Source organism: Streptomyces sp. PSU-S4-23 (genome assembly GCF_055632315.1).
Genome location: NZ_JBVMUU010000002.1, coordinates 4212802 through 4232561, shown reverse-complemented (window position 1 = coordinate 4232561; position 19760 = coordinate 4212802). Strand labels below are relative to the sequence as shown.

21 protein-coding genes and 1 pseudogene are annotated in these 19760 nt (G+C 75.9%); 10 read left to right on the top strand and 12 right to left on the bottom strand.

Annotated features, from left to right (window positions below; all coding sequences use genetic code 11):
• Nucleotides 1-21: 21 nt before the first annotated feature.
• Nucleotides 22-702, bottom strand: coding sequence for a DUF6445 family protein (locus ACZ79I_RS19360; RefSeq protein WP_471498763.1), 681 nt, complete (start codon nucleotides 700-702; stop codon nucleotides 22-24).
• Between the two features lie 88 nt (nucleotides 703-790).
• The gene (locus ACZ79I_RS19355) at nucleotides 791-1978 is read right to left on the bottom strand and encodes a serine/threonine-protein kinase (protein WP_471498762.1); all 1188 of its coding nucleotides are present in this window, start codon (nucleotides 1976-1978) and stop codon (nucleotides 791-793) included.
• A 149-nt stretch (nucleotides 1979-2127) separates the two neighbouring features.
• Between ACZ79I_RS19355 and ACZ79I_RS19350 the strand changes: the two genes are divergently transcribed.
• Nucleotides 2128-3966, top strand: coding sequence for a hypothetical protein (locus tag ACZ79I_RS19350; RefSeq protein WP_471498761.1), 1839 nt, complete (start codon nucleotides 2128-2130; stop codon nucleotides 3964-3966).
• Nucleotides 3967-3999: 33 nt separating this feature from the next.
• Here the strand turns inward: ACZ79I_RS19350 and ACZ79I_RS19345 are convergent, their stop codons facing one another.
• The 8 genes from ACZ79I_RS19345 to ACZ79I_RS19310 form a co-directional block, all read right to left on the bottom strand.
• The gene (locus ACZ79I_RS19345; RefSeq protein WP_471498760.1) at nucleotides 4000-4236 is read right to left on the bottom strand and encodes a ferredoxin; all 237 of its coding nucleotides are present in this window, start codon (nucleotides 4234-4236) and stop codon (nucleotides 4000-4002) included.
• Nucleotides 4233-5576: an NADH-ubiquinone oxidoreductase-F iron-sulfur binding region domain-containing protein gene (locus ACZ79I_RS19340; RefSeq protein ID WP_471498759.1), complete on the bottom strand. Its 1344-nt coding sequence runs from the start codon at nucleotides 5574-5576 to the stop codon at nucleotides 4233-4235. Before ACZ79I_RS19340 ends, ACZ79I_RS19345 begins: the two co-directional genes overlap by 4 nt.
• Nucleotides 5573-6316: a ferric reductase-like transmembrane domain-containing protein gene (locus ACZ79I_RS19335; RefSeq protein ID WP_471498758.1), complete on the bottom strand. Its 744-nt coding sequence runs from the start codon at nucleotides 6314-6316 to the stop codon at nucleotides 5573-5575. Before ACZ79I_RS19335 ends, ACZ79I_RS19340 begins: the two co-directional genes overlap by 4 nt.
• Nucleotides 6313-7341 carry an FAD:protein FMN transferase gene (locus ACZ79I_RS19330; protein ID WP_471498757.1) on the bottom strand — a complete coding sequence of 343 codons (1029 nt, stop codon included), beginning with the start codon at nucleotides 7339-7341 and terminating at the stop codon, nucleotides 6313-6315. Before ACZ79I_RS19330 ends, ACZ79I_RS19335 begins: the two co-directional genes overlap by 4 nt.
• Complete coding sequence (locus tag ACZ79I_RS19325; protein ID WP_471498756.1) at nucleotides 7338-7763, bottom strand: hypothetical protein; 426 nt, start codon at nucleotides 7761-7763, stop codon at nucleotides 7338-7340. Before ACZ79I_RS19325 ends, ACZ79I_RS19330 begins: the two co-directional genes overlap by 4 nt.
• A gap of 184 nt (nucleotides 7764-7947) precedes the next feature.
• Nucleotides 7948-9318 (bottom strand): sensor histidine kinase, encoded by a 1371-nt coding sequence (locus ACZ79I_RS19320; RefSeq protein WP_471498755.1) that lies wholly within the window; start codon nucleotides 9316-9318, stop codon nucleotides 7948-7950.
• On the bottom strand, nucleotides 9315-10007 hold the full coding sequence (locus ACZ79I_RS19315; RefSeq protein WP_471505076.1) for a response regulator transcription factor: 693 nt from the start codon (nucleotides 10005-10007) through the stop codon (nucleotides 9315-9317). Before ACZ79I_RS19315 ends, ACZ79I_RS19320 begins: the two co-directional genes overlap by 4 nt.
• A 427-nt stretch (nucleotides 10008-10434) precedes the next feature.
• Complete coding sequence (locus tag ACZ79I_RS19310) at nucleotides 10435-11301, bottom strand: SCO2400 family protein (RefSeq protein ID WP_471498754.1); 867 nt, start codon at nucleotides 11299-11301, stop codon at nucleotides 10435-10437.
• A gap of 494 nt (nucleotides 11302-11795) precedes the next feature.
• On the opposite strand from ACZ79I_RS19310, the gene ACZ79I_RS19305 reads away from it, so the two are divergent.
• From ACZ79I_RS19305 to ACZ79I_RS19265, 9 genes and pseudogenes are all read left to right on the top strand, one after another.
• On the top strand, nucleotides 11796-12683 hold the full coding sequence (locus ACZ79I_RS19305; protein ID WP_471498753.1) for a universal stress protein: 888 nt from the start codon (nucleotides 11796-11798) through the stop codon (nucleotides 12681-12683).
• 150 nt (nucleotides 12684-12833) lie between these two features.
• Nucleotides 12834-13715: a universal stress protein gene (locus tag ACZ79I_RS19300; RefSeq protein WP_471498752.1), complete on the top strand. Its 882-nt coding sequence runs from the start codon at nucleotides 12834-12836 to the stop codon at nucleotides 13713-13715.
• A 271-nt stretch (nucleotides 13716-13986) separates the two neighbouring features.
• The gene (locus ACZ79I_RS19295) at nucleotides 13987-14727 is read left to right on the top strand and encodes a DUF4232 domain-containing protein (protein WP_471498751.1); all 741 of its coding nucleotides are present in this window, start codon (nucleotides 13987-13989) and stop codon (nucleotides 14725-14727) included.
• A gap of 140 nt (nucleotides 14728-14867) precedes the next feature.
• Nucleotides 14868-15089 (top strand): annotated as a pseudogene (locus tag ACZ79I_RS19290) (response regulator transcription factor); the annotation flags it as partial.
• 581 nt (nucleotides 15090-15670) lie between these two features.
• Nucleotides 15671-16054 carry a sortase-dependent protein gene (locus ACZ79I_RS19285; RefSeq protein WP_471498750.1) on the top strand — a complete coding sequence of 128 codons (384 nt, stop codon included), beginning with the start codon at nucleotides 15671-15673 and terminating at the stop codon, nucleotides 16052-16054.
• Nucleotides 16051-16689, top strand: coding sequence for a class F sortase (locus tag ACZ79I_RS19280; protein WP_471498749.1), 639 nt, complete (start codon nucleotides 16051-16053; stop codon nucleotides 16687-16689). The genes ACZ79I_RS19285 and ACZ79I_RS19280 overlap by 4 nt, the downstream gene beginning before the upstream one ends.
• A 98-nt stretch (nucleotides 16690-16787) precedes the next feature.
• Complete coding sequence (locus tag ACZ79I_RS19275; RefSeq protein ID WP_471498748.1) at nucleotides 16788-17279, top strand: RNA polymerase sigma factor; 492 nt, start codon at nucleotides 16788-16790, stop codon at nucleotides 17277-17279.
• Nucleotides 17263-17727 carry a hypothetical protein gene (locus ACZ79I_RS19270; RefSeq protein WP_471498747.1) on the top strand — a complete coding sequence of 155 codons (465 nt, stop codon included), beginning with the start codon at nucleotides 17263-17265 and terminating at the stop codon, nucleotides 17725-17727. The genes ACZ79I_RS19275 and ACZ79I_RS19270 overlap by 17 nt, the downstream gene beginning before the upstream one ends.
• Before the next feature lie 108 nt (nucleotides 17728-17835).
• Entirely contained in the window at nucleotides 17836-18606 is a 771-nt protein-coding gene (locus tag ACZ79I_RS19265; RefSeq protein ID WP_471498746.1) for a SpoIIAA family protein, read from the top strand.
• A gap of 138 nt (nucleotides 18607-18744) precedes the next feature.
• Here the strand turns inward: ACZ79I_RS19265 and ACZ79I_RS19260 are convergent, their stop codons facing one another.
• Together ACZ79I_RS19260 and ACZ79I_RS19255 are read right to left on the bottom strand one after the other, a co-directional pair.
• Entirely contained in the window at nucleotides 18745-19149 is a 405-nt protein-coding gene (locus ACZ79I_RS19260) for a MerR family transcriptional regulator (RefSeq protein WP_471498745.1), read from the bottom strand.
• A gap of 173 nt (nucleotides 19150-19322) precedes the next feature.
• Entirely contained in the window at nucleotides 19323-19682 is a 360-nt protein-coding gene (locus tag ACZ79I_RS19255; RefSeq protein WP_471498744.1) for an SCO5918 family protein, read from the bottom strand.
• Between the last annotated feature and the right edge of the window lie 78 nt (nucleotides 19683-19760).

Below are 19760 nucleotides of genomic sequence, written 5' to 3'. Positions count from 1 at the left end.
CCGGGGCAGGCTTCCGGATGGTCAGGCCATCCAGAAGAAGACGGCCGTCATGCGCTTCTCCTCCAGGGTGCTGCCGCAGTAACCGGTCGCGCTGTGCATGATGTTGGCCTTGTACAGGAGCAGCCGGTTGTAGCGCTGCGGCACACGTACGTCCTCGGTGAACGCGTCCGCCGGCACGTACCGCGTGCCCAGCGCCTCGACCAGGTTGTTGTGCGGTGCCTGCACCAGGTTGCCGCCGAGGACGCCGCCCGGCAGGCTCTGCCGGTAGAAGCTGGTGCCGCAGTCCTTGGGGATGCCTGGGCTGAGGTAGAGCACCGCGGCGTAGCGGCACAGCGCGCGCGAGTCGGTGTGCGGTCGCGGTTCCCCCTCGTGCTCGCCGACGACCTGGACGCAGTTGTGGTTGAGGGTGCCGCCGCCGGGGGCCGTCTCCTGCCACAGCCGCCGCGCGCCCGTCTCCTTGCGCACCAGCCGTTCCACGCGGTCGAGTTCGCCCGGTTCGAGCCCCGGCATGGTCCGCAGCCCCGGCCAGCTCTCCTGCGAGTACGGGTACCCCTCGGTCCAGTCGTCCTTCGCCAGACACCGGGCCCTGACCTCGTCGATGTTGGGCAGCACGCCGTCGAGGACCCAGTAGTCGCGGCCACGCGTGGGCTTGCGGTACGGAAGGACGGGCAGGCGTGAGGAAGGTGGGGGCTGTGGGGGCATGCGCGCGACCATACAGTTCGCCTCTGCCGCCTTTTCCCTTCTCCCGGTCAATCTTCCGTCAACTCAACGCCCCCTCGACGCCGGGATTTCAGAACATCGCCATGCCCACGAGCATCGCGACGAGGAACAGCACCGCCGCGGCGGCCAGCCCCACCACGCGTGGCCTGCGGGCGGCGAGCGCGCGCAGCGAGGGCCGTTCGCGCCGGGCGCCGGCCGGGGTGCGGTCGCGGCGGCCTCCCGCGGGCGGGCGTTCCCGACGGACCGCCGCCGAAGGACGCTCCCGATGGGCCGCCGCCGGCGGCCGCTGGCGGTGGGCCGCCCGGTGGCCGCCCGGGGCCGGGGGCGCGGAGGGGAGCTTGTACGTCGTCGCCGGCCCCGGCCCCGTCCGGGGCGGCACCGGCGGTTCCGGGACCGCCGCAGGCACGTGCCGTGGCGCCGGGGCGGCGGCCGGGAGCGGTTCGGGGCGGCCGCGCCAGGCACCGGCGCCGAACCAGTCGGCGGCCTGCCGGGCGGTGGGCCGGTCCTCGGGCCGCTTGGCGAGCAGGCCGAGGAGGTAGTTCTCGAAGGCGGGCGGCAGCACGGCACCCAGCTCGCGCGGCGGCACGGGCGGCGTGTCGAGATGGTGGTGCAGGATGGCGATCGGGGTGCCGGCCTGGAACGGGGGCCGCCCGGTGAGGAGTTGGTAGAGCACGCAGCCGAGGGAGTACACGTCGCTGGCCGGCCCCGCGGGCTTGCCCAGGGCCCGCTCGGGCGCGATGTACAGGCTGGTACCGACGATCTGCCCGGTGGCCGTGAGCGCGCCCGACGGGTCGTCCATGAAGCGGGCGATGCCGAAGTCGCCGATCTTCACCGTGCCCTTGGCGTCCAGGAGGAGGTTGCCCGGCTTGATGTCCCGGTGCACGATGCCCTGTTCGTGCGCGACGGCGAGCCCGGCCGCCGCCTGCGCGGCGATGCCCGCGACCCGTTCGGCGGGCAGCGGACCGTCGTCGGACAGCACCTTGGCGAGGCTGTCGCCCTCCACCAGCTCCATCACCAGGAACAGCCGGCCGCCCTGCTCCCCGAAGTCGAGGACCCCGACGACATGCGGGTGGTGGAGCCGGCCCGCGGTCTGGGCCTCCAGGCGGAAACGGGATTCGGCGGTCGGGTCGGTGCCCTGGGCGAGCAGGAGTTTGACGGCGACGGGCCGGCCGAGCATCTGGTCGTCAGCACGCCAGACCTCCCCCATCGCGCCACGTCCGATGGTGGTGTTCAGCCGGTACCGGCCCGCGATCAGCACCTGTTGTTCATCCTCATGCCGTGACTCCGCCGGGGCGGATGATGGTGGGGTGCCGCGGCGCTCCCAGACTACTGGTACCGCGGCGCGGTTCGATCACCGTCTCCCCCCTGGGGGGAAGAGAGATGATGACGTGGTCGCATAATCCTCGCGTGTCCGACACACCTGTTCCGATACCTTTCGACGCCGCCCCCGCGGACGCCCCCGCCTGGAACTCCGCCGACGCCGCCGCATGGGCCGCGAGCCGGCCCGCCCCGTGGGCCCGGCCCCGCTGGTCCGTCCTGGCGCTGGTCGCCACCGTGGCCATGGCCGTCGCCGCCGAGCCCGTCCCCGTGTGCAGCGAGGCGGCCCCCTGCGGCCCCGACTGGCCCGGCATGCTCCAATGGGGCCTCGCCCTGGGCCTGTTGTACTGGTACGCGCGGCTGCCGGAGCTGGTCCTGGTCGCCGCGCCCGCCCTCGCGGCCATGGTGGTGACGGGTGAGCTGCCGGGCGCCGGCCAGGCGGAGCGGCTCACGAACCTGGCGGTGACCGCGGCGCTCGCCCTCGGCTGGGCCGCGGCCCTCGCCCGGCTGACCGCCCGGCGGCGGCAGCGACTCCTCGCCGAACGCGCCGCGGGCGCCCGGCGTCCGTTGCCGGAACCCGTCGGTCCGCTGACCCGGGGAGTGCTGACCGGCGTCATCGGCCTGGCCCTGTGCGCCGTGGCCGCGGGCGCGGTCCTGCTCGGCCTGCGCGGCATCCACGCCGACGAGCGGCACGCGGCCGGGGCCGACCGCGTCACGACCCGGGTGACCGGCCGGGACGACGAGTCGGTGCACGTCCGCACCGAGGACGGACGGCCCCTGGACATCCCGTCCCTGTACCCCGAGGACTACGGCACCGGAACCACCGTGACCGTGCTGGAGGACGGCGGGTGGCGGCGGCTGTCGGCCGAGCCCTACGACGCCATCGGCTGGCAGCTGCTGACCCTGGCCGCCGGGCTCCCCGGAATCTCCCTGCTGGCCGTGGGGGTGCTCTCCCGCCGCCGTGCCGCGGTCCTGCGCCGCGCCCCCGTGCCCGCCCTGCGGGTACGGGAACGCCTCGACCACGACGGCCGCACCCGGGTGTACGCGGCCGACGACACCGTGGGCGGCACACCGCTGTTCAGCTGCGACTGCGTGCCGGCGCTCGGCCCGGAGGACGAACACGACGGCGGGCAAGCCGACTTCGGGGATCCGCACGACGGCGACGACGCATCGGTCCTCCTCGACACGGGAGTGCGCGAGGCCGTCATGTTCGGGGCCCCGTACGAGGGTGCGGAACTGTACTTCCACACGGCGGAGACGGACGGCGTGCAGCTGCTCATCCGCACCTCCGCTCCGGTACGGCTACCGCGGCCGGGCAGGGGCCCGCTGCCGCCGGTCCCCGTGGGGCCCGCCGGCCGGGCGCCGGGCGACCCGGCCGCCGTCCCGCTCGCGCCCCTGGCCGGGCCGAAGCGCTGGGGCCCGGGGAAGACCTTCCGGGCGGCCGGAGCGGCCTTCGCCCTGACCATGGTGGCGGGGGTCCGGTTCTTCGCCGGTGAACTGGCGGCGGAGGGATTCGGCTGGCGGGCCGTCCTGCTTCTGGGCCCCCTCACCTTCGTGAACCTCGCGGCCACCCTGCTCAACTGGCGGATCACCGTGGACGCCTCGGGACTGTGGCTGGCGGGGGCCTGGAAGGTGCGGCACGTGCCGTGGGAGCGGCTGCAGTCGGCCGTGTGCACACGGGAGGGCGACGTCCGGATCCGGGTCACCGGCGAGGAGACCTGGCAGCTGCGCGGACTCGGTGTGCCGTGGCTCGAACGCCTGCGGCAGCGGCCTTCCTCGTACGCCCTGATGGCGGACGAGATCACCGCCCTCAAGGCGCACCCGGAACTGCGCCCCGCCGGGATCTGCCCGTCGCCGGAGCGCGGGCTGCCGATGGGCCCGCCGCTGCTCGCGCTCACGGTCGTGCTCGCTCTCACGGCGTTCCTGTGAGCCGGGACCCGGCCGTGGCAGCCGGGTCCCCGGTCAGCGGCGGGCGCGGTCCGTGCGCAGGGCCAGGACCGGGCAGGCGGCGACGGCACGGCGGGCGTGCCCGCGCAGATGCGGGGGCACCGTCGTGTCCTTGAGGATCGGGTAGCCCCACTCGTCGAGGTCGATGAGCTCGGGAAGCACTTCGGCGCACAGACCGCGGCCCGTGCAGGCGATGCGGTCGATGCGCAGGGTGCGGGCGCGGGGGTGGGCGCCGGTGTGGGTGTGGGTCATCGCCATGTCTCCGGGGCCGTGGCGGGTGGTACGGGAAGCAGGGGCGGCCGGCGGGCGGCGGCGCAGGCGCCGTGGGTCAGGTGGTGCTCGACGTCGTCGGCGAAGCAGCGCAGGGCGGACGCGGCGAGTCGGGCGGCGCCGTCGGGATGGCGGCAGGCGCCCCGGTCCGGCAGCAGACCGGTGCGGTGGCGCAGCCGCGTCAGGAGCCCCGGGTCGGCCCGCCCGGCGGCCAGCGCGCCGAAGTCGTCGGCCACCGCGGGCAGTCCGAGGCGGCAGGGGCCGCACTGGCGGGCGCTGTGAGCGGCCAGATAGCCGAGGATCCGGGCCGTCTCGGTGAGCCCGCAGGCGTGGCGGGGCAGCGCGGCGACCACGCCGGCGCCGGGCGCGGCGCCCAGCGGGGCCAGGTCACGCCGGGTCAGGGGGGTGTCCAGGTGCTCCGCCGGGAGCCAGGTGCCGGCGAAGCCGCCGACCAGCAGCGCCCGCAGCGGCTCGGTGGGTCCGGCGGCGCGTTCGAGGACCGCGCCGAGCGGTGTGCCGAGGGCGACCTCCAGGACACCGGGGGCACCGACGGCGCCCGAGGCGGTGACGAGCGCGGTGCCCGGCTCGTCCGCCGTGCCCGCCTGCCGGAACCAGCCCGGTCCGTAGCGGGCGAGGAGGGCCAGATGGGCGAGGGTCTCGGCGTTGTGGACCAGCGTGGGGCGCCGTGCCACGCCGCGCTCATGGCTGCGCGGCGGGCTGCCCAGCGGACGGGCCGGACCCCCGTTGAGCCAGCTCACCAGCGACGTCGACTCGCTGGAGACATAGGAGTGCGGAAGCGCGTGCAGCCGCACCGCGACGCCGTCGAGGCCGGCGCGCCGGCGGACGTCCACCGCGGCGCCCAACTGCCGGTGCTGGACGGAGCGGTCGCGCGGCAGGCACACATGGACGACGTCGGCGCCGACCGCGGCCGCGGCCAGCACGGCACCGTCGAGGACGAGATGGGGCGCGACGGCGAGCAGGAACCGGTCCTTGCGACTGGCGGGTTCGCTCTCCATGGCGTTGACGACGACCACCGCGCGCCCCCGTTGCGCCGCCACCGCGCGCAGCTTGCGGGCGGTCGGGAACCCGGCGCCGCCGCGGCCGGTCAGCCCGGCCGCTTCCACGGCCCGGACCAGCGGCATGGAGGTGCGGGTGCCGGTCGACGCGGCGACGGGGGGTGGCCCGTAGCGGTTCAGGTGCTCCTCCAGCGTGGCGGGCCGGCCGGTGGCGTACCAGCCCGCCAGCAGACGGGCGGCCGGGCTCTCGCCGGGAGCGGACGCGAGGCGGTACGGCGCGGCGGACGCCGGGACCCGGAGACTCACCGTCCACCTCCGTACTGGACCGCCGTCATGGTCGCGGCACGCTGCGCCCAGCCGGGCTGCAGCGGCCCCGTGGCGAGGAACGCGGTGAGCAGCACCGGTACGGCCGCCGCGGCCACGGCGGCGGTGAGCCGTCCGGCGGCATGTCCCGGGCCGGCCGTGGCCAGCCGCCACCACACGGCCGCGACGACGGCGGCGAGGGATCCGGCGTAGAGCCACAGCTGGAGGGGCAGTCGGGTGTCGGTGCCGGTTCCGGCGCTGTGGAAGAGGGCGAGCGGCCAGGCCGCGTAGGCCAGCCAGTGCACGGCCTTCCAGCGGCGCGCCCCGAGCCGCAGCCGCACCGCGCTGGTGACCGCGACCGCCAGCAGCAGATCGAGCGCGGCCGTGCCCAGACCGAGCCAGAGCGGTCGGTAGGAGGCGCCGAACGGCACCACGGACACCGCCCAGCCGAGGTGGACGAACGGGTCGAGCACCGCGGTGGCCACGTGCACCGCGAGGAACACCAGTGTGAGCAGGGACAGGTTGCGGTGCAGCAGCCCGATCTCGAAGCGGCCGGCCCGGCGCGGTGCGGCCCGGCCTCCGGAGGCGATGCCGAGCGCCACGGTGGTGGTGAGCAGCAGCAGCGCCACGGTGCCGCCCGCGCGGCTGGCGTACCACAGGGGGCTGCCGGCCGAGGCCAGGGTCGTCAGGGGCGTCATGGTCGTCATGGCGGTCATGGCGGTCATGGCGGTCATGGCGGTCATCGGGGGCCTCCGGGCGTCGTGGTCCGCGGGCCCGGGCCGGAGCCGGCGGCGTCGGGGGCGCGGGAGTCTGCGGAGGGGGCGGGGGCGTCGGGGGGCCAGCCGCCGACGCGTACGACGCGGCCGTGGAGGTCCACCAGCCGGGCGGGGAGCGCAGCGCGGCGCAGCCGGTCGACGGCTTCCTCGCCCCGTACGATCGCCGCTGTGGCGGCCGCGTTGGCGTCCACGCAGGTGGCCGCCGCGACGGTGACCGTGCGCCAGACGGGCGTGGCGGGCTCACCGGTCGCCGGATCCACGATGTGGTGCAGGGCGCGTCCGGCCCGGCGCCAGGTGCGCACCCGGACACCGGAGGTCGCCAGTCCCCCGCCGGTCACCGCCACGGCGGGGCCGCCGTCCGGGTCGGGCCGGGCATGGTCGTCGGCGAGGGCGATCCGCCAGCCGCCGTCCGGCGCCCCTCCGGCCGCCGCCAGATCGCCGCCGAGGCCCACCAGGACGCCGCAGCCCGCGGCGGCCGCGGCGTGGCGGGCGGCGCGGTCTGCGGTGAGGGCCTTCGCGGTCGCGCCCAGGTCGAGGCGCGCGTGCGGCGGCAGGCACAGCCGCCGGGTGCGGCGGTCCCAGGCGATCCGGTGCCATCCGGGGGCGGGCCGGGCCGCCGGCAGGGGGCGGGCGTCGTCGGGGCGCAGGGAGGCGAAGGTGCGGTCGTAGCCGAGCGCGTTCATCGCCTGGCCGACGGTCGGGTCGACGGCGCCGTTGGTGAGGCGGGCGGCACGGAGCGCGGCCTCGAGCGCCTCCGCGAACCGTTCGCCCACCGTCACCGGGGTGCCGGCGGCCAGGTTCACGCGGCTGAGTTCGGAGTCCGGCCGGAAGCGGCTGCACGCCGCGTCGACGGCGGCCAGCTCGGCACGCAGGACGGCCTCCGCGGCCGCCAGCCCCCGCGGGTCGGTCACGAGCAGCACCGCGGTGGTGCCGAGGGCCGGGAAGACCACCTCGGCGGGTGCGCGGGACGGTGCGCCGGGCGGAACGGTCATGACGCCCCCGTGGTGGCGTGGGGCTGCTGCTGCTGCGTCGGGGCGGGCGGCTGTGCCGGAGCCTGCAGGCCGGGGGCGGCCGGGGCCCTGCCCGTGCCGGTGCCCTCGCCGTCGTCTCCGTCGTCGTCCTCGTCATCGCCCGCGCCGCCGTGCTCCTCGTGCCCGTCGTCCGCGTAGGCGGGGGGCGGTGCCACGGGGTTCGGCACGGGCGGACCGGACGACGCCGAACCGGCGGGCAGCAGATGGGTGTAGACGGCGCCCAGCGCGGCGGCGCCGGCGACCGCCGCGACCGTGATCCACCGGGTCAGGCCGCGAAGCCGCCGTACGCCGCGGTCGCGTGCGTCCGCAGGGGATGCAGGGGATGCAGGAGAAGTGGGCGGGCCGGAACCGGGGGAGGGGAAGGGGGAGGACGGGAAGGACATGGCAGCGGCTCCTGGTGGATCGGGCGGCCCGGTTCGGCTGCGTTCCCCTCCAGGCTGTGTCAGCGCCACCCCGGAACCCGCTCACCTCTTCTTCAGAACCGGTAAAGATCCCGGTCCCGAAGGCGGCCCACCCACGTTCCGGCTTCCCTGCCGTCCCGGGCCCCGCCGTCCCGGGCCCCGCCGTTCACCGGCGGCCCGCCCGCCCCGGACCGCCGTCCTGCCGCAGCGGCAGCTCCAGGACGACGGTCAGCCCTCCGCCCGGGGTGTCCTCCAGGCGTACGGTGCCGCCGTTGACGGTCACCAGCCGGTGGACGATGGCCAGCCCCAGGCCGGTGCCCCTGGCCCGCGGATTGCCGAACCGGCGGAACGCCATCCCCTTCGCCTCGGCGTCCATTCCGGGACCGTCGTCCCTCACCCGTACCAGGGCCGAGGCCCCGAGCACCCGGTGGTCGACCGTCACGCTCCCGCCGTCGGGGACGGCGTCCAGGGCGTTGGCGATCAGGTTGTCGAGGATCTGCTCCAGATGTCCGCCTCCCAGGGAGGCGGACAGGGCGGGGCCCGCGGCCCCCGTCAGACGCACATGGCGCTCCTCGGCCACCGGCGACCACGCGGCCACGCGCTCCGCCACCACCTCGTCGACCCGCACGGCGGTCGGGCGGGGCGTCGTCTGCTCGGCGCGTGCCACCGCCAGCAGCCCGTCGACCAGCCGGGACAGCCGGGCGATCTCCCCCTGGGCGGCGGCCAGTTCCGTCGCCGTGTCGTCCTCGGCGCCGGCGGCGAGGACGTCGAGCCGCAGCCGCAGCGCGGCCAGTGGGGTGCGCAGTTGATGGGACACGTCGGCGATCACGGCCCGGTGACCGTGCACCAGGGCCTCGGTACGGGCCGCCATGGCGTTGAAGGTCGCCGCGAGACGGCGGACCTCCGGCGGCCCTTCGTCGACGACGGCCCGCTCGGCGAGGGCGCCCTCGCCGAGCCGCCGGGCGGCGGCGTCCAGCGTCGACAGGGGGCGGCTCACCCAGCGGGCGAGGCGGACGGACAGCAGCACCGAGGCGGCGAGCCCCGCGGCACCGATCGCGGCGGACCAGCCCCAGATCGCGGCGATCCGCGCGTCGAGCGGGGTCGCGGAGCGGGCGAGGACGACGGCTCCCGCGGGCTGCCGCACCTCACCGGCCGGTTCCGCGGCCAGCAGCCGTCCCTCGCGCTCCGGCGGCTCCGGCTCGTGCCCGTCGAGCACATCCTCCACCAGTTCGCGCGCCTCGTCGCCCTGCGCGGCGGTGCACTCCGTGCTGGCCACCAGGCGCTCCGAGGCGTCGTACACGGCGACGCAGTCCCCCGCCCGGGCCGCGGCATCCATCTCCTGCCGCATGGTGGTCGCCGGCCGGTGGTCGGAGAGGTGTTCCTCTGCCGCCGCGGCGATCACCCGGGTGGCCGCCCGCTGGCTGTCCCGGAACGCCACGCGCTCCCGGGCCGTCAGCGACGCGGCCAGCGGCACCACCGCCAGCACCAGCAGCACGGTCGTCAGCACGAGGAGCGTCCAGGTGATCCGGCGGCTCACGGTTGCTCCCGCGCCGCCCCGAGCCGGAAACCGTGCCCGTAGACCGTCTCGATCAGGCCCGGCACGCGAAGCTTGCGGCGCAGCGACGCGACGTGCACGTCCAGCACCTTCGTGGGGCCGTACCAGTGGGCGTCCCAGGCCCGCTCCAGGATCTGCTGCCGGCTCACCACCCGCCCCGGGTCCGCGGCCAGGCACTCCAGAATGCCGAACTCCTTCGGCGTCAGCGCGAGCGGGCGGCCGTCCACGGAGACCTGCCGGGTCCGCAGATCGAGCACCAGCGGCCCGTGCCGCAGCACCTCGGGTTCGGCCGGGCGCCTGCGCCGCAGCACGGCCCGTATCCGCGCCAGCAGCTCGGCCAGCCCGAACGGCTTGACCAGATAGTCGTCGGCGCCCTCGTCCAGGGCCACCACCCGGTCCGCCTCCTCGCCACGCGCGGTCACGGCGATGATCGCCGCGTCCGACCGCGCGCGCAGCATCCGGCACACCTCGACGCCGTCGATGTCGGGCAGCCCCAGATCGAGCAGGACGACATCGGGGGTGTCGGCCGTCAGGGCCGCCCGCCCGGTGCGGACGCCCTCGACGGCGTACCCGGCCTGCCGCAGCCCGCGCACCAGGGAGTCCGCGATGCCCCGGTCGTCCTCCACGACCAGCACGCGTGTCTCCTCGGAACCTGTGCCGTGCCCCGCCATGTCCGCGACCGCCTTTCGGACCGTGCGGTCCACCACCCCGATTCTGCCCCTTCAGCCTTCCCCGATCGCGGGGCCGGATGGCAGGGGCCGTTGGTCCCCTCACCTGCCGCATGGGGCCGGGCGGATCACCGCAGGGGTGGCGACGGGGTACCGGAAGGCCCTGTGCGCACGGGCCGATCGGCACCTTCCGGTGCGCGTCGCGGTTCGGGAAGGCTGTCGATCACGGGATGCCACTCCTGGCTTTGACTCAGGACAGTGGCTGGGCGCCCGTAGGGGCCCGCCTACGGGCGGGGGCCGTTGCTGCGCGGGTGGCGTGGCGGCCGTGCGTCCGTCCGGCCCGACCGTCTTCTCGGCCGACGGACGCACCCCGGCCCGCCGCCGTACCCGTGCCGCGCAGGGCCGGGCGGGGTGGCCGGGCGCGGCACGGTCAGCCGAGGCACACCAACTGCAGCAGACAGATCTGCGACGGAGACGTGGCCGCGGGCGTGGGGCTCGCGGGCGGCGTACCCGTGTTCGTGCCGCCGGTGGCGGCGGGCGCGGGGGTCTGCTGCGCCGCCGTGGCGGAGCCGCCGGACACCGTGGCGCCCGAGGACGGGGCGGTGAACTGCGTTGACGGTGCCGCCGGGGCCGACGTCGCCGTCGTACGAGGAGAGGCGGCCGCATCAGGCCGAACGCTCTGTGGGGTGGTGCGGTGCGGTACGGCGGCCGGCTCCCGGGGCGGGAGTCCGGTCGCGGGCGACTGCGTGGAGCGCTCGGGCACCGTGTGCGTGGGCCGGTGCGTGCGGGGCGGTGCCGACGGCGGGCCGGGGTCCTCCAGCGCCTGTTCCTCCGCACCGCCCATGCTCGTGTCGTGCGGTGCCGTGGCCGCCTGTGCCCGGTCGGCGGTGCCGCGGTCCAGCGTGGCGACGGTCAGCCCGCCCCCGACGATCGCGACGGCCGTCGCGATCACGGCCCGGCGCTGGTTCTTCTTCAGACGGGCCAACTGGCGCCGGCGGGCCGCCCGGCCCTGCGGCGCGGGCCGTACGCCCGTGACCCCGTCGGACGCCTCGGTGCCGGGGACCCGGGGAGCCCCGTCCGCACCGTCCCCGGCCGCCGCCCCGTCTCGGGCACGGCCGTCGTGCCGCCCGTCCGGGGCCGTGGACTCCCACGCCGCCCCCGCGCCCGTGGACTCCCACGCCGCCCCCGCGCCCGTGGTCGCCGTGGCGGACGGGGCGATGTCCGGGGCGTAGGCACCGCATCCGGGACACACCAGGGCGCCGTTGAGGTACCGGCGGCACGAGGAGCAGTAGTCCATCACTGGTCTTCCTGAGTCGGCGTACCGTCGGCCCCCGGCCGCGGCCTGGTCGTGTTCGCATGGGGAAGTGAGCGGTCAGCAACGCTAACGAGGGTTTCGCAAGGCCGTGTGCAGCCCGTGTGACGCTCCTGCGCGGATTCCTCGCGGACCTCGCGGACCTCAAGGACCTCAAGGACCTCAAGGACCTCACGGGCCTCGCGGGGCCTCGCGGGGCCTTGCGCGGCCGGCGGTGAGGCGCCACCGGCGCGCGCGGCGGTCGCCCGGCCAGGCTGCCCCTCTCGTGGCCCGGCCGTGTGGCCCGGTCACGGTGGGTTGGTCGCGTGGCCCGGTCACGGTGGTTTGGTCGCGTGGCCCGGTCACGGTGGTTTGGTCGCGTGGCGCGCCACGCGGATGCGGTCGACGCTGGGTGGGAGACGGGTCCGGCCGGCGGGCGGGTCCGCGACGCGCCACCGGTCCGGCCGGCGGGCGGGTGCCGGGACGAGCGAGGAGGCGCGATGGGCGGTCTGGTGGTCGTCGGGGTGGACGGTTCGGCGTCGAGCCTTGCCGCGGCCGAGGTGGCGGCGGCGGAGGCGCGGCGGCGGGACGCGGGGCTGCGGGTGGTGCACGCGTTCATCTGGCCGGCGATGCACGTGCCCCTGGGGCCGTCGTCGTGGGGCCCGCCCGAGGGCGGGCTGCGGAACATGACCGAGCGTCTGGTGGCCGAGGCGGTGGAACGCGCCAAGGCCGTGGCACCCGGGGTGGAGGTCACCGGCAGTGTGGTGACCGGTGAGCCGCTGACGGTGCTGGAGGCGCAGTCGCGGGCCGCGGAGCTGGTGGTCGTCGGGTCCCGGGGCATGGGCGGCTTCGTCGGACTGCTGGTGGGGTCGACGGCCGTGCACCTGGCCGCGCACGGCCGCTGTCCGGTGCTGGTGGTGCGGGATCACCCCGAGGCCAAGGGCCCCATCGTGCTGGGCGTGGACGGTTCCCCGGCCGGCGACAGGGCGGTCGAGTTCGCCTTCGCCGAGGCCGCGCTGCGCGGCGCCCGGCTCGACGCCCTGCACTCCTGGACCCCGTGGAACGCGCCCATGGCTCCGCCCCAGGACAGGGCGCTGCCGTACGCGAACGAGCCGGGCGCGCTGGCCGAGGGCGAGGAACGCCTGCTGGCCGAGACGCTCGCCGGCCGGCGGGAGCGCTATCCGGGCGTGGCCGTGACGCAGCGGGTGGTGCGGGGTCCCACCCGTGAGGCCCTGATCGAGGCGAGCCGGACGGCGCAGCTGCTGGTGGTGGGCGCCCGGGGCCGCGGTGGTTTCTCCGGTCTGCTGCTGGGGTCCGTGAGCCAGGCCGTGCTGCACCACGCGCACTGCCCGGTCGCCGTGGTCCGTGGCGAGGCCGGGCGTCACTGACCGCGGTGGCGCACCGCGGGCAGGGCCGGGTGGCCCCGGGCATGGCCTGGTGGTCCCCTGGCCGGTGCCGCGCCGCGGGCCCCAGGGTGGAGCCACGGGCAGGCGTGAACGGGCACCTGGTGAACGGGCACCTGATGGTGGGAGGCAGAAGTGAGCGGTCCGGTGGTTGTGGGGGTCGACGGCTCGGCGTCCAGCCTTGCGGCGGTGGAGGTCGCGGCCCGCGAGGCCCGGCTGCGGGAAGCCGAACTGCGGATCGTGCACGCGTTCGGCTGGCCCGCCACCCATGTGCCACCGGGGGTCGCCCCGTGGGCCCGGGGCGAGAAGGGCCTGGAGGCGATGGTCGAGGGGACCCTGGCCGAGGCCGAACGCCGGGCGTACTCCTGCGCGCCGGAGGTCGTCACCAGCCGCTCCGTGGTGGTCGGCGAGCCGCTGATGGTGTTGGAGATCGAGTCGCGCACCGCCGCGCTGGTCGTGGTCGGCAGCCGGGGCCTGGGAGGCTTCGGCGGTCTGCTGCTGGGATCGACGGCGGTGCATCTCGCCGCGCACGGGCACTGCCCCCTCATGGTGGTCCGCGAACACCCGGAGCCGGCCGGCCCGGTGCTGCTGGCGGTCGACGGTTCCCCGGCCGGCGAGGCGGCGGTCGGGTTCGCGTTCGCCGAGGCCGCGCTGCGGTCGGCGCCCCTGCTGGCGTTGCACGTGTGGAACACCTGGAGCGAGCGGGCCTACGAGGGCCCCGGCGACCCCCTGAGTTCGGTGGTGGTGGACATCGACCGGCTCCGCGAGACGGAGCAGCGGCTGCTGGACGAGGCGCTGGAGCCGTGGCGGGCGCGCTTCCCGCAGGTCGAGGTGGAGTCGCGCCTGGTGCGTTCCCGGATCCGGCCGGCCCTGATCGAGGCGAGCCGGGACGCCCAGCTCCTGGTGACCGGGGCCCGCGGCCGAGGCGGCTTCACCGGCCTGCTGCTCGGCTCGGTCAGCCAGGCCCTGCTGCACCACGCGCACTGCCCGGTCACGGTGGTCCGCGGCACGGAGTGACCACCGGCACCGCCGCGACGGCTCCGGTGTGGCGGGCCGGGTACCCGGCCCGCGAGGCGGCCGCTTCGAAGACGAGGTTCAGCCTTGCGCCGTGTGCTTCTTGCGCGTGAGGACGGCCCCTGCGCCGTCCCGGTCACGCCGTGACTGCGGGTTCGTACGAGGGCTGTAACAGACGCGGGATGCTGGTGAGGCAGGCTCACCGCACGGCGACAATAACGATGTTGCTTGCCAACGGCCGGCTCCAGGCCGGTCACGGGGGAAAGAGAACGGCATGAACTCGAAGACGTTCAGGGACGGTTCACCGCGTCGGGGCCTGCGCGGCGCTGTCCTGGGTGCGGCTGTGGTCGCGGCTCTGCTGACGACCACCGCCTGCCAGGGCGACGACCAGGCCGCCGCGTCGCCGACCGCCACCTCCTCGGGCTCCGCGTCGGCCGGGGGGAGCACGCCGAAGACCACGGCGCCCACGGGCGATTCCGGGACCGGGACCGGCGGTGGCAGCTCGACGGCCACGGGGACCGGGGACACCGGCGAGACCGACGGCGGCAACGGCACGAAGTACGCGGACTGCAAGGCGGACGGGCTCACCACCGCGGTCGAGCTCCAGGACGAGCCCAAGGAGACCCCCCGCCACTTCCTGCTGACCGTCACCAACAAGCTGAAGACGCCGTGTGTCCTCAACGACGCGCCCCAGGTGCGGCTCAAGGCCGGCAACGACGCCCCGATCGTCAAGACGCTCGGAGAGCCGGACACCGAGCCCGTCGTCGTGGCGGGAGGCGGCAAGGCCTACGCCGGCCTGTACGTCTTCGGGAACGACGAGGGGGGCGAGGCGTCGTACGACCAGTCCGACCGCTTCACCGCGACCCTGGTCGCCGGCGAGGGCACCGAGCTGAGCGGCACGCTCATCTTCGACCTGCCCAACGGCCTCAAGACGGTCTCCGTCGACGACGCGGCGCGGGTGAACGGCTGGGGCGGTGCCGAGGGGCTTGTGATGCGCCCGATCAACCTGCTCTGAGGAGCGGCGCGATCGCGCGGCACCGGGTGACGGGTGGCGTGGGGACCGCCGCGCCCCCCACCGCCGGGAGCGGACGGTGGCGGTCCCCGCGGCCGTCCCCGTGGGGGGACATCGCAGGCACCGCCTGTCCGCAGGCCCGGCGCGGCTCCGCCGCCCCGCTCACCGGCTCCGGGGCGCTCACGGGCAGCGAGCGCCGCATCGCCGAACTCGCCGCAGACGGCCGTACGAACACGGAGATCGCCGACCTGCTGCACCTGGCCCGCCGCACCGTGGAGACCCACCTGACCAGCGCCTACCGCAAACTCGGCATCCGGCGCAGGACCCAACTGCGCACGGTGCTGACGACGGAGCCCGAGGGATAGACCCCGCGCGCCGCCGGACTCCCGGACTCCCGGGCTCAGCCGGCCCCCGCCCGTTCCGGTGCCCGCCCCCGCCCCCGCCCCCGTTCCGGTGCCCGCGGGCGGGGGCGCCGTGGTCCGGGCGCGCAGGCCCAGGTGGTCGTCCGGGTCCCGCAGCCGGCCGGCGTTCGCCGGGTCGGCCGGCATGCGGCGGACCGCCGTACGCCGTGGACGGCCCGACCGCCTCCATGTCCGAGCAGGGGGTTCGGTCCGCCGTCCGAGCCGTTGGCGCGGTCGGCGCGGGGCGCCCGGAAGGCCCGTTCGCGGGCGATGCCGTGGCGGTCGTCCGCCTGCCGCTGTCCTCGCACGCGCGTCAGCGTAGGGACGGCACCGGGGGGTGTGAGGGGCTCCTGTCCCACCCCGCGGAGATCGACGCCGTGGCGCCGTACGGCGCTCAACTTCCGTACCCGGGGCGGCGGCCCCCGACGGCTTTGCCGTCTCTTTACAACCCGTTCCGCCGCTGTCTCGTCTCTCCGCTCGATCCGTCACCCGGCCCGCCGCGCACCGGCGGGCCGACGAAGACGAAAGAGAAAGAGAGCCACTCCATGCGCCGAACCGTCCTCAGCGCCGCGGCACTTGCGTGCACCGCCGTGCTGGCGAGCACCGTGCCCGCGTTCGCCGACGGGCCCTCCCCGGTCCCCACGGTCCGCCCGACCGCCACCACCGCACCGGCCCCGTCCCCCGCCACCCCGACGCCCAGCGCCGCACCGACCCGGGCCCAGGCTTCCGCCCGTCCGGTGCCGAGCGCCGTACCGGCCCGGGGCCAGGTCTCCGTCGTGCCCAAGGGGGCGCCCGACACCGGAGTCGCGCCGGTGTCCTCGCGGTCCGGCCCCGGGGCCGGATTGGCCGGCGGGGCGGCCGCCGCGGTGTTCGCCACGGGTGGCGCGGCGGTCTTCGTCGTACGCCGCCGGCGGGCGACCGGGGCATGACCCCGCTCTCCAGGCGCGCGTTCGCCGGTGCGGCGGCGGCCTCGCTGCTCGCCGGCTGCGCCGGCCACGGCACGGACCGGACCGGGAACACACGCCCGGGCGATTCCCCGCCGCCACCGCCTTCGCGGACCCCCGGACCGTCTTCGCGGACCCCCGGACGGGCGGCGCACGCCCCGGCGCGTTCGGCCCCGGTCAGGCTGCGGATCCCGGCCATCGGGGTCGACACCCCGGTCATACGGCTGGGGCTGGCGCCGGACGGCGGTGTGCAGGTGCCCCCGGTGACGGCCCACGACCGCGCGGGCTGGTACCGGTACTCGCCGGCACCGGGCCAGACCGGCCCGTCGGTCATCCTCGGTCATGTGACGGTCGGCGCCTACGGCGACGGGGTCTTCCGTCACCTGGCCCGGCTGCACCGGGGCGACCGGATCGTGACGCGCCTGGAGAACGGCACGGCGGTGGGGTTCGCCGTCGCTTCCGTACGGACGGTCGCCAAGGCCGACTTCCCGGCGGACGACGTCTACGGGGACGTGGACCGTCCGGAACTGCGGCTCATCACCTGCGGCGGCCCCCGTACCGGCGACGGATACCTCGACAACGTGATCGTGTTCGCCGCGCTGAGCGCCACGAGCCCCTGACCCCCACGACCGGCCCTCACGACCGGCCCTCACGACCGGCCCTCACGACCGGCCCCCACGACCGACCCCTACGGGTGCCCTCACCACCATGGAGAGCGTTGAAGCGGTCCCGTGACACGGCGGCGTCCGAGCTGTTCGCCGCCCTCTACCCGCGCCTCGCCGGCTGGTGCCGCCGTCTCGTCGACGACGACGAGACGGCGCACGAGATCGCCTCGGAGGCGTTCACCCGCCTGTGGGCCCGCTGGACGACCGTGGAGGAGCCCCGCGGATTCCTCTACGTCACCGCGGCCAACCTCGTCCGCGACCACTGGCGCAAGCTGGAGCGTGAGCGCAGAGCCCTGCGCCGCGCCACCTCGGAGGCCGCCGTCCGCCCCCACACCGAACAGGCCGACCCGTCGGTGCGCCTGCTCGTGCAGTCGCTGCCGGAACGACTGCGTGTCCCGATCCTGCTGCACTACTACGCTGACATGCCGATCCGGGAGGTGTCCGTGCTGACCGGGCGCAGGGAGGGAACCGTCAAGGCCGACCTGCACGCGGCCCGGGAACTGCTCCGCGTCCACCTGAGGAGAAGCCTTGACCACACGGTCTGACGAGGGCCCGGAGTCCGGCCGGGACGACCCCCTCGCGGTGATCCTGCGGCCCCCCTCCGACCACCTCGGCCCGCCCCCCGGCCGCTACGAGGCGATCCGCCGCGCCGCGGCCCGCCGCAGGCTGCTGCGCGCCGCGGCCGGGCTGGGCCTGTCCTGCGCCGTCGCCGCCGCGGTCGCCCTGCAGCTCCACCCGGCCGCACCCGGGGCACCCGCACGCCCGACGGTCCCGCTCGCCCCACCGCCCGCGAGCCGCCCCACGGCACCCCCCGCCACGTCGGCACCCCCCGCCACGTCGGCGCCTCCCGTCCCGTCGGCGCGCCCCACCCCGTCGATGACGCCCGGGCGCGTCGCCCCCGGCCCCCGCCCCGGCACCGTGCCCAGGGGCGCCGCCTCCATCGTCCCGACCCCCACCGCCGTCGCCACCCGCGCTCCGGGACCCCGCTCGTAGCAGCCGTGCGACCACCCCGGCTCGATGCGCCGGGAACGGCCACCGATGGGACAATGGGGCGAAATGGGCGAAATGCGGCACACTGCACGGCGCTGAGAGGGAACCGGGATGCTGGAGCGAGCCAAGGACGTGCCTGCCGGGGTCGATGCGGTGAGCGCGGTGGGCACCGTGTCGAAGACCGACTACGAGACGGTGGTGGAGCCGCTGATCGACGAAGCGCGCCGGGAAGGCCGCCGCATCCGGCTCCTGTACGAGTTCGGCCCGGAGTTCCGGTCGTTCACCCCGGGGGCCGGGTGGGAGGACTTCAAGATCGGGATCGGCTCCATGCGGCTGTTCGAGGGATGCGCGGTCGTCACCGACGTCGGCTGGATCCGCGAGGCGACCCGGCTGAGCGGCTTCCTGATGCCGTGCCCGGTACGCGTCTACGGCACCGGGGAGCGCGAGGAGGCCCTGCGCTGGCTGGCGTCGCTGCCCGAGGGCCCCGGGGTGTCCCACCATCTCCTGCCGGAGGCCGGGGGAGTCCTTGTGATCGAGGTCGAACACCCGCTACGGGTACCGGACTTCGACGCCCTGGCGGTGACCGCGGACGGCTGGCTGGAGCGGCACGCCGAGTTGGCCGGCGTGGTGGTCCACGCGCGCGAGTTCCCCGGGTGGGAGAACGCCGGGAGCCTGCTGCGCCACGTGCGTTTCGTCCGCGACCACCACCGGAAGGTCGGGAAGGTCGCGCTGGCGGCCGACAGCAGGCTCGCCGCCCTGGTGCCCCAGCTCGCGAACCACTTCGTACGGGCCGAGGTGCGGCGGTTCGGGTACGACGAACTCGACGACGCGGTCGCCTGGGCCGGGAAGCCTGCGGACCGGGGGTCGTCCGGCGCGGAGTGACACGCGCCGCGCCTGCAGAGACGGCGAAAGGCGGATTCGTTCCAGGTCCGGGGTCTGCGGCCGGGCTGTCCTCGCGCCGAGGACGGAAGGGCTGGCGGGTGCCGTCGGGCCTGGGTACGTCGCCCTGGGGTTGCGTGCTCAGCCGAGCCGCGGACAGGAATCGTCGGCCGCGGTGTCGGCGGTGTCGGCGGTGTCGGCGGTGTCCACGGTGTCGGCGGTGTCGGCGGCGTCCGCGGCACGGCGGTACTCCGCGTTGATCCGCTGGGCTTCCTCGAGCTGGTCCTCGAGGATGACGATGCGGCACGCCGCCTCGATCGGGGTGCCCTTGTCCACGAGCTCGCGGGCGCGGGCGGCGATCCGCAGCTGGTAGCGGGAGTAGCGGCGATGACCACCGTCGGAGCGGAGCGGGGTGATCAGACGGGCCTCTCCGAGGGCTCGCAGGAATCCCGGGGTGGTGCCGATCATCTCGGCGGCCCGGCCGATCGTGTAGGCGGGGTAGTCGTCGTCGTCCAGTCGATCGCTGAGCGGATTGTCTGCTGTCATGTCACCTCGTTACGCGACGCGTGGAAGGGCCCTGGCGCCGTACGGCACCAGGGCCCTGAGGAGATTCAACACCATCCGCCGGCCGGGCGGCCGTGCAGACTCCCGCGACGGCGGGCGGCCGCACCAGGGCGGCCGCCCGCCGTCGCGGGGGGTCGCAGTCGCTCAGCCGGATGTCACCGGCCGGGGTCGTCGACGGTGCCCTCATCACCGGCCGGCGCGCCGAGGAGGCCGGGACCGGGGCGTCCGAACGGCTCCGGCGCGGCCGGCTGCGGAGGGGCCGCGGACACGGGGGCGGCCTCGGGACGGGAGTGGCAGGTGAAGCCGAGACGGATCATGGCCCGCACGACTTCGCCGCTGGTGAAGTCGCGGCGGTCCTGTCCGGTGACGACCGCGCCCACCTGTTTGACGGGGTAGCGGCGGCGACCGATGGTCACGGACTCACCCGTGATGGGTTCGGGCTTGACGCCCGCCATCGAAGCAAGCACTCCGGCCTTGGTCAGCTCGAACGGGTACCGGGCGATGACACAGCGCATGGTGCCTCACAGGGAGAAGGGGAACGGGGTGAGCGGTCCGCCGAGGACGTCCCGTGGACGAACCGGTCCGTACACGGC

Excerpts from the sequence above, each read along its gene's own strand:
- ACZ79I_RS19315 (WP_471505076.1), bottom strand. The coding sequence starts at position 10,007 with ATGGCGGGGCACGGCACAGGTTCCGAGGAGACACGCGTGCTGGTCGTG.
- ACZ79I_RS19260 (WP_471498745.1), bottom strand. The coding sequence starts at position 19,149 with ATGACAGCAGACAATCCGCTCAGCGATCGACTGGACGACGACGACTAC.
- ACZ79I_RS19345 (WP_471498760.1), bottom strand. The coding sequence starts at position 4,236 with ATGACCCACACCCACACCGGCGCCCACCCCCGCGCCCGCACCCTGCGC.
- ACZ79I_RS19305 (WP_471498753.1), top strand. The coding sequence starts at position 11,796 with ATGGGCGGTCTGGTGGTCGTCGGGGTGGACGGTTCGGCGTCGAGCCTT.
- ACZ79I_RS19265 (WP_471498746.1), top strand. The coding sequence starts at position 17,836 with ATGCTGGAGCGAGCCAAGGACGTGCCTGCCGGGGTCGATGCGGTGAGC.
- ACZ79I_RS19310 (WP_471498754.1), bottom strand. The coding sequence starts at position 11,301 with ATGGACTACTGCTCCTCGTGCCGCCGGTACCTCAACGGCGCCCTGGTG.
- ACZ79I_RS19330 (WP_471498757.1), bottom strand. The coding sequence starts at position 7,341 with ATGACCGTTCCGCCCGGCGCACCGTCCCGCGCACCCGCCGAGGTGGTC.
- ACZ79I_RS19285 (WP_471498750.1), top strand. The coding sequence starts at position 15,671 with ATGCGCCGAACCGTCCTCAGCGCCGCGGCACTTGCGTGCACCGCCGTG.
- ACZ79I_RS19255 (WP_471498744.1), bottom strand. The coding sequence starts at position 19,682 with ATGCGCTGTGTCATCGCCCGGTACCCGTTCGAGCTGACCAAGGCCGGA.
- ACZ79I_RS19360 (WP_471498763.1), bottom strand. The coding sequence starts at position 702 with ATGCCCCCACAGCCCCCACCTTCCTCACGCCTGCCCGTCCTTCCGTAC.
- ACZ79I_RS19335 (WP_471498758.1), bottom strand. The coding sequence starts at position 6,316 with ATGACCGCCATGACCGCCATGACCGCCATGACCGCCATGACGACCATG.
- ACZ79I_RS19280 (WP_471498749.1), top strand. The coding sequence starts at position 16,051 with ATGACCCCGCTCTCCAGGCGCGCGTTCGCCGGTGCGGCGGCGGCCTCG.
- ACZ79I_RS19325 (WP_471498756.1), bottom strand. The coding sequence starts at position 7,763 with ATGTCCTTCCCGTCCTCCCCCTTCCCCTCCCCCGGTTCCGGCCCGCCC.
- ACZ79I_RS19295 (WP_471498751.1), top strand. The coding sequence starts at position 13,987 with ATGAACTCGAAGACGTTCAGGGACGGTTCACCGCGTCGGGGCCTGCGC.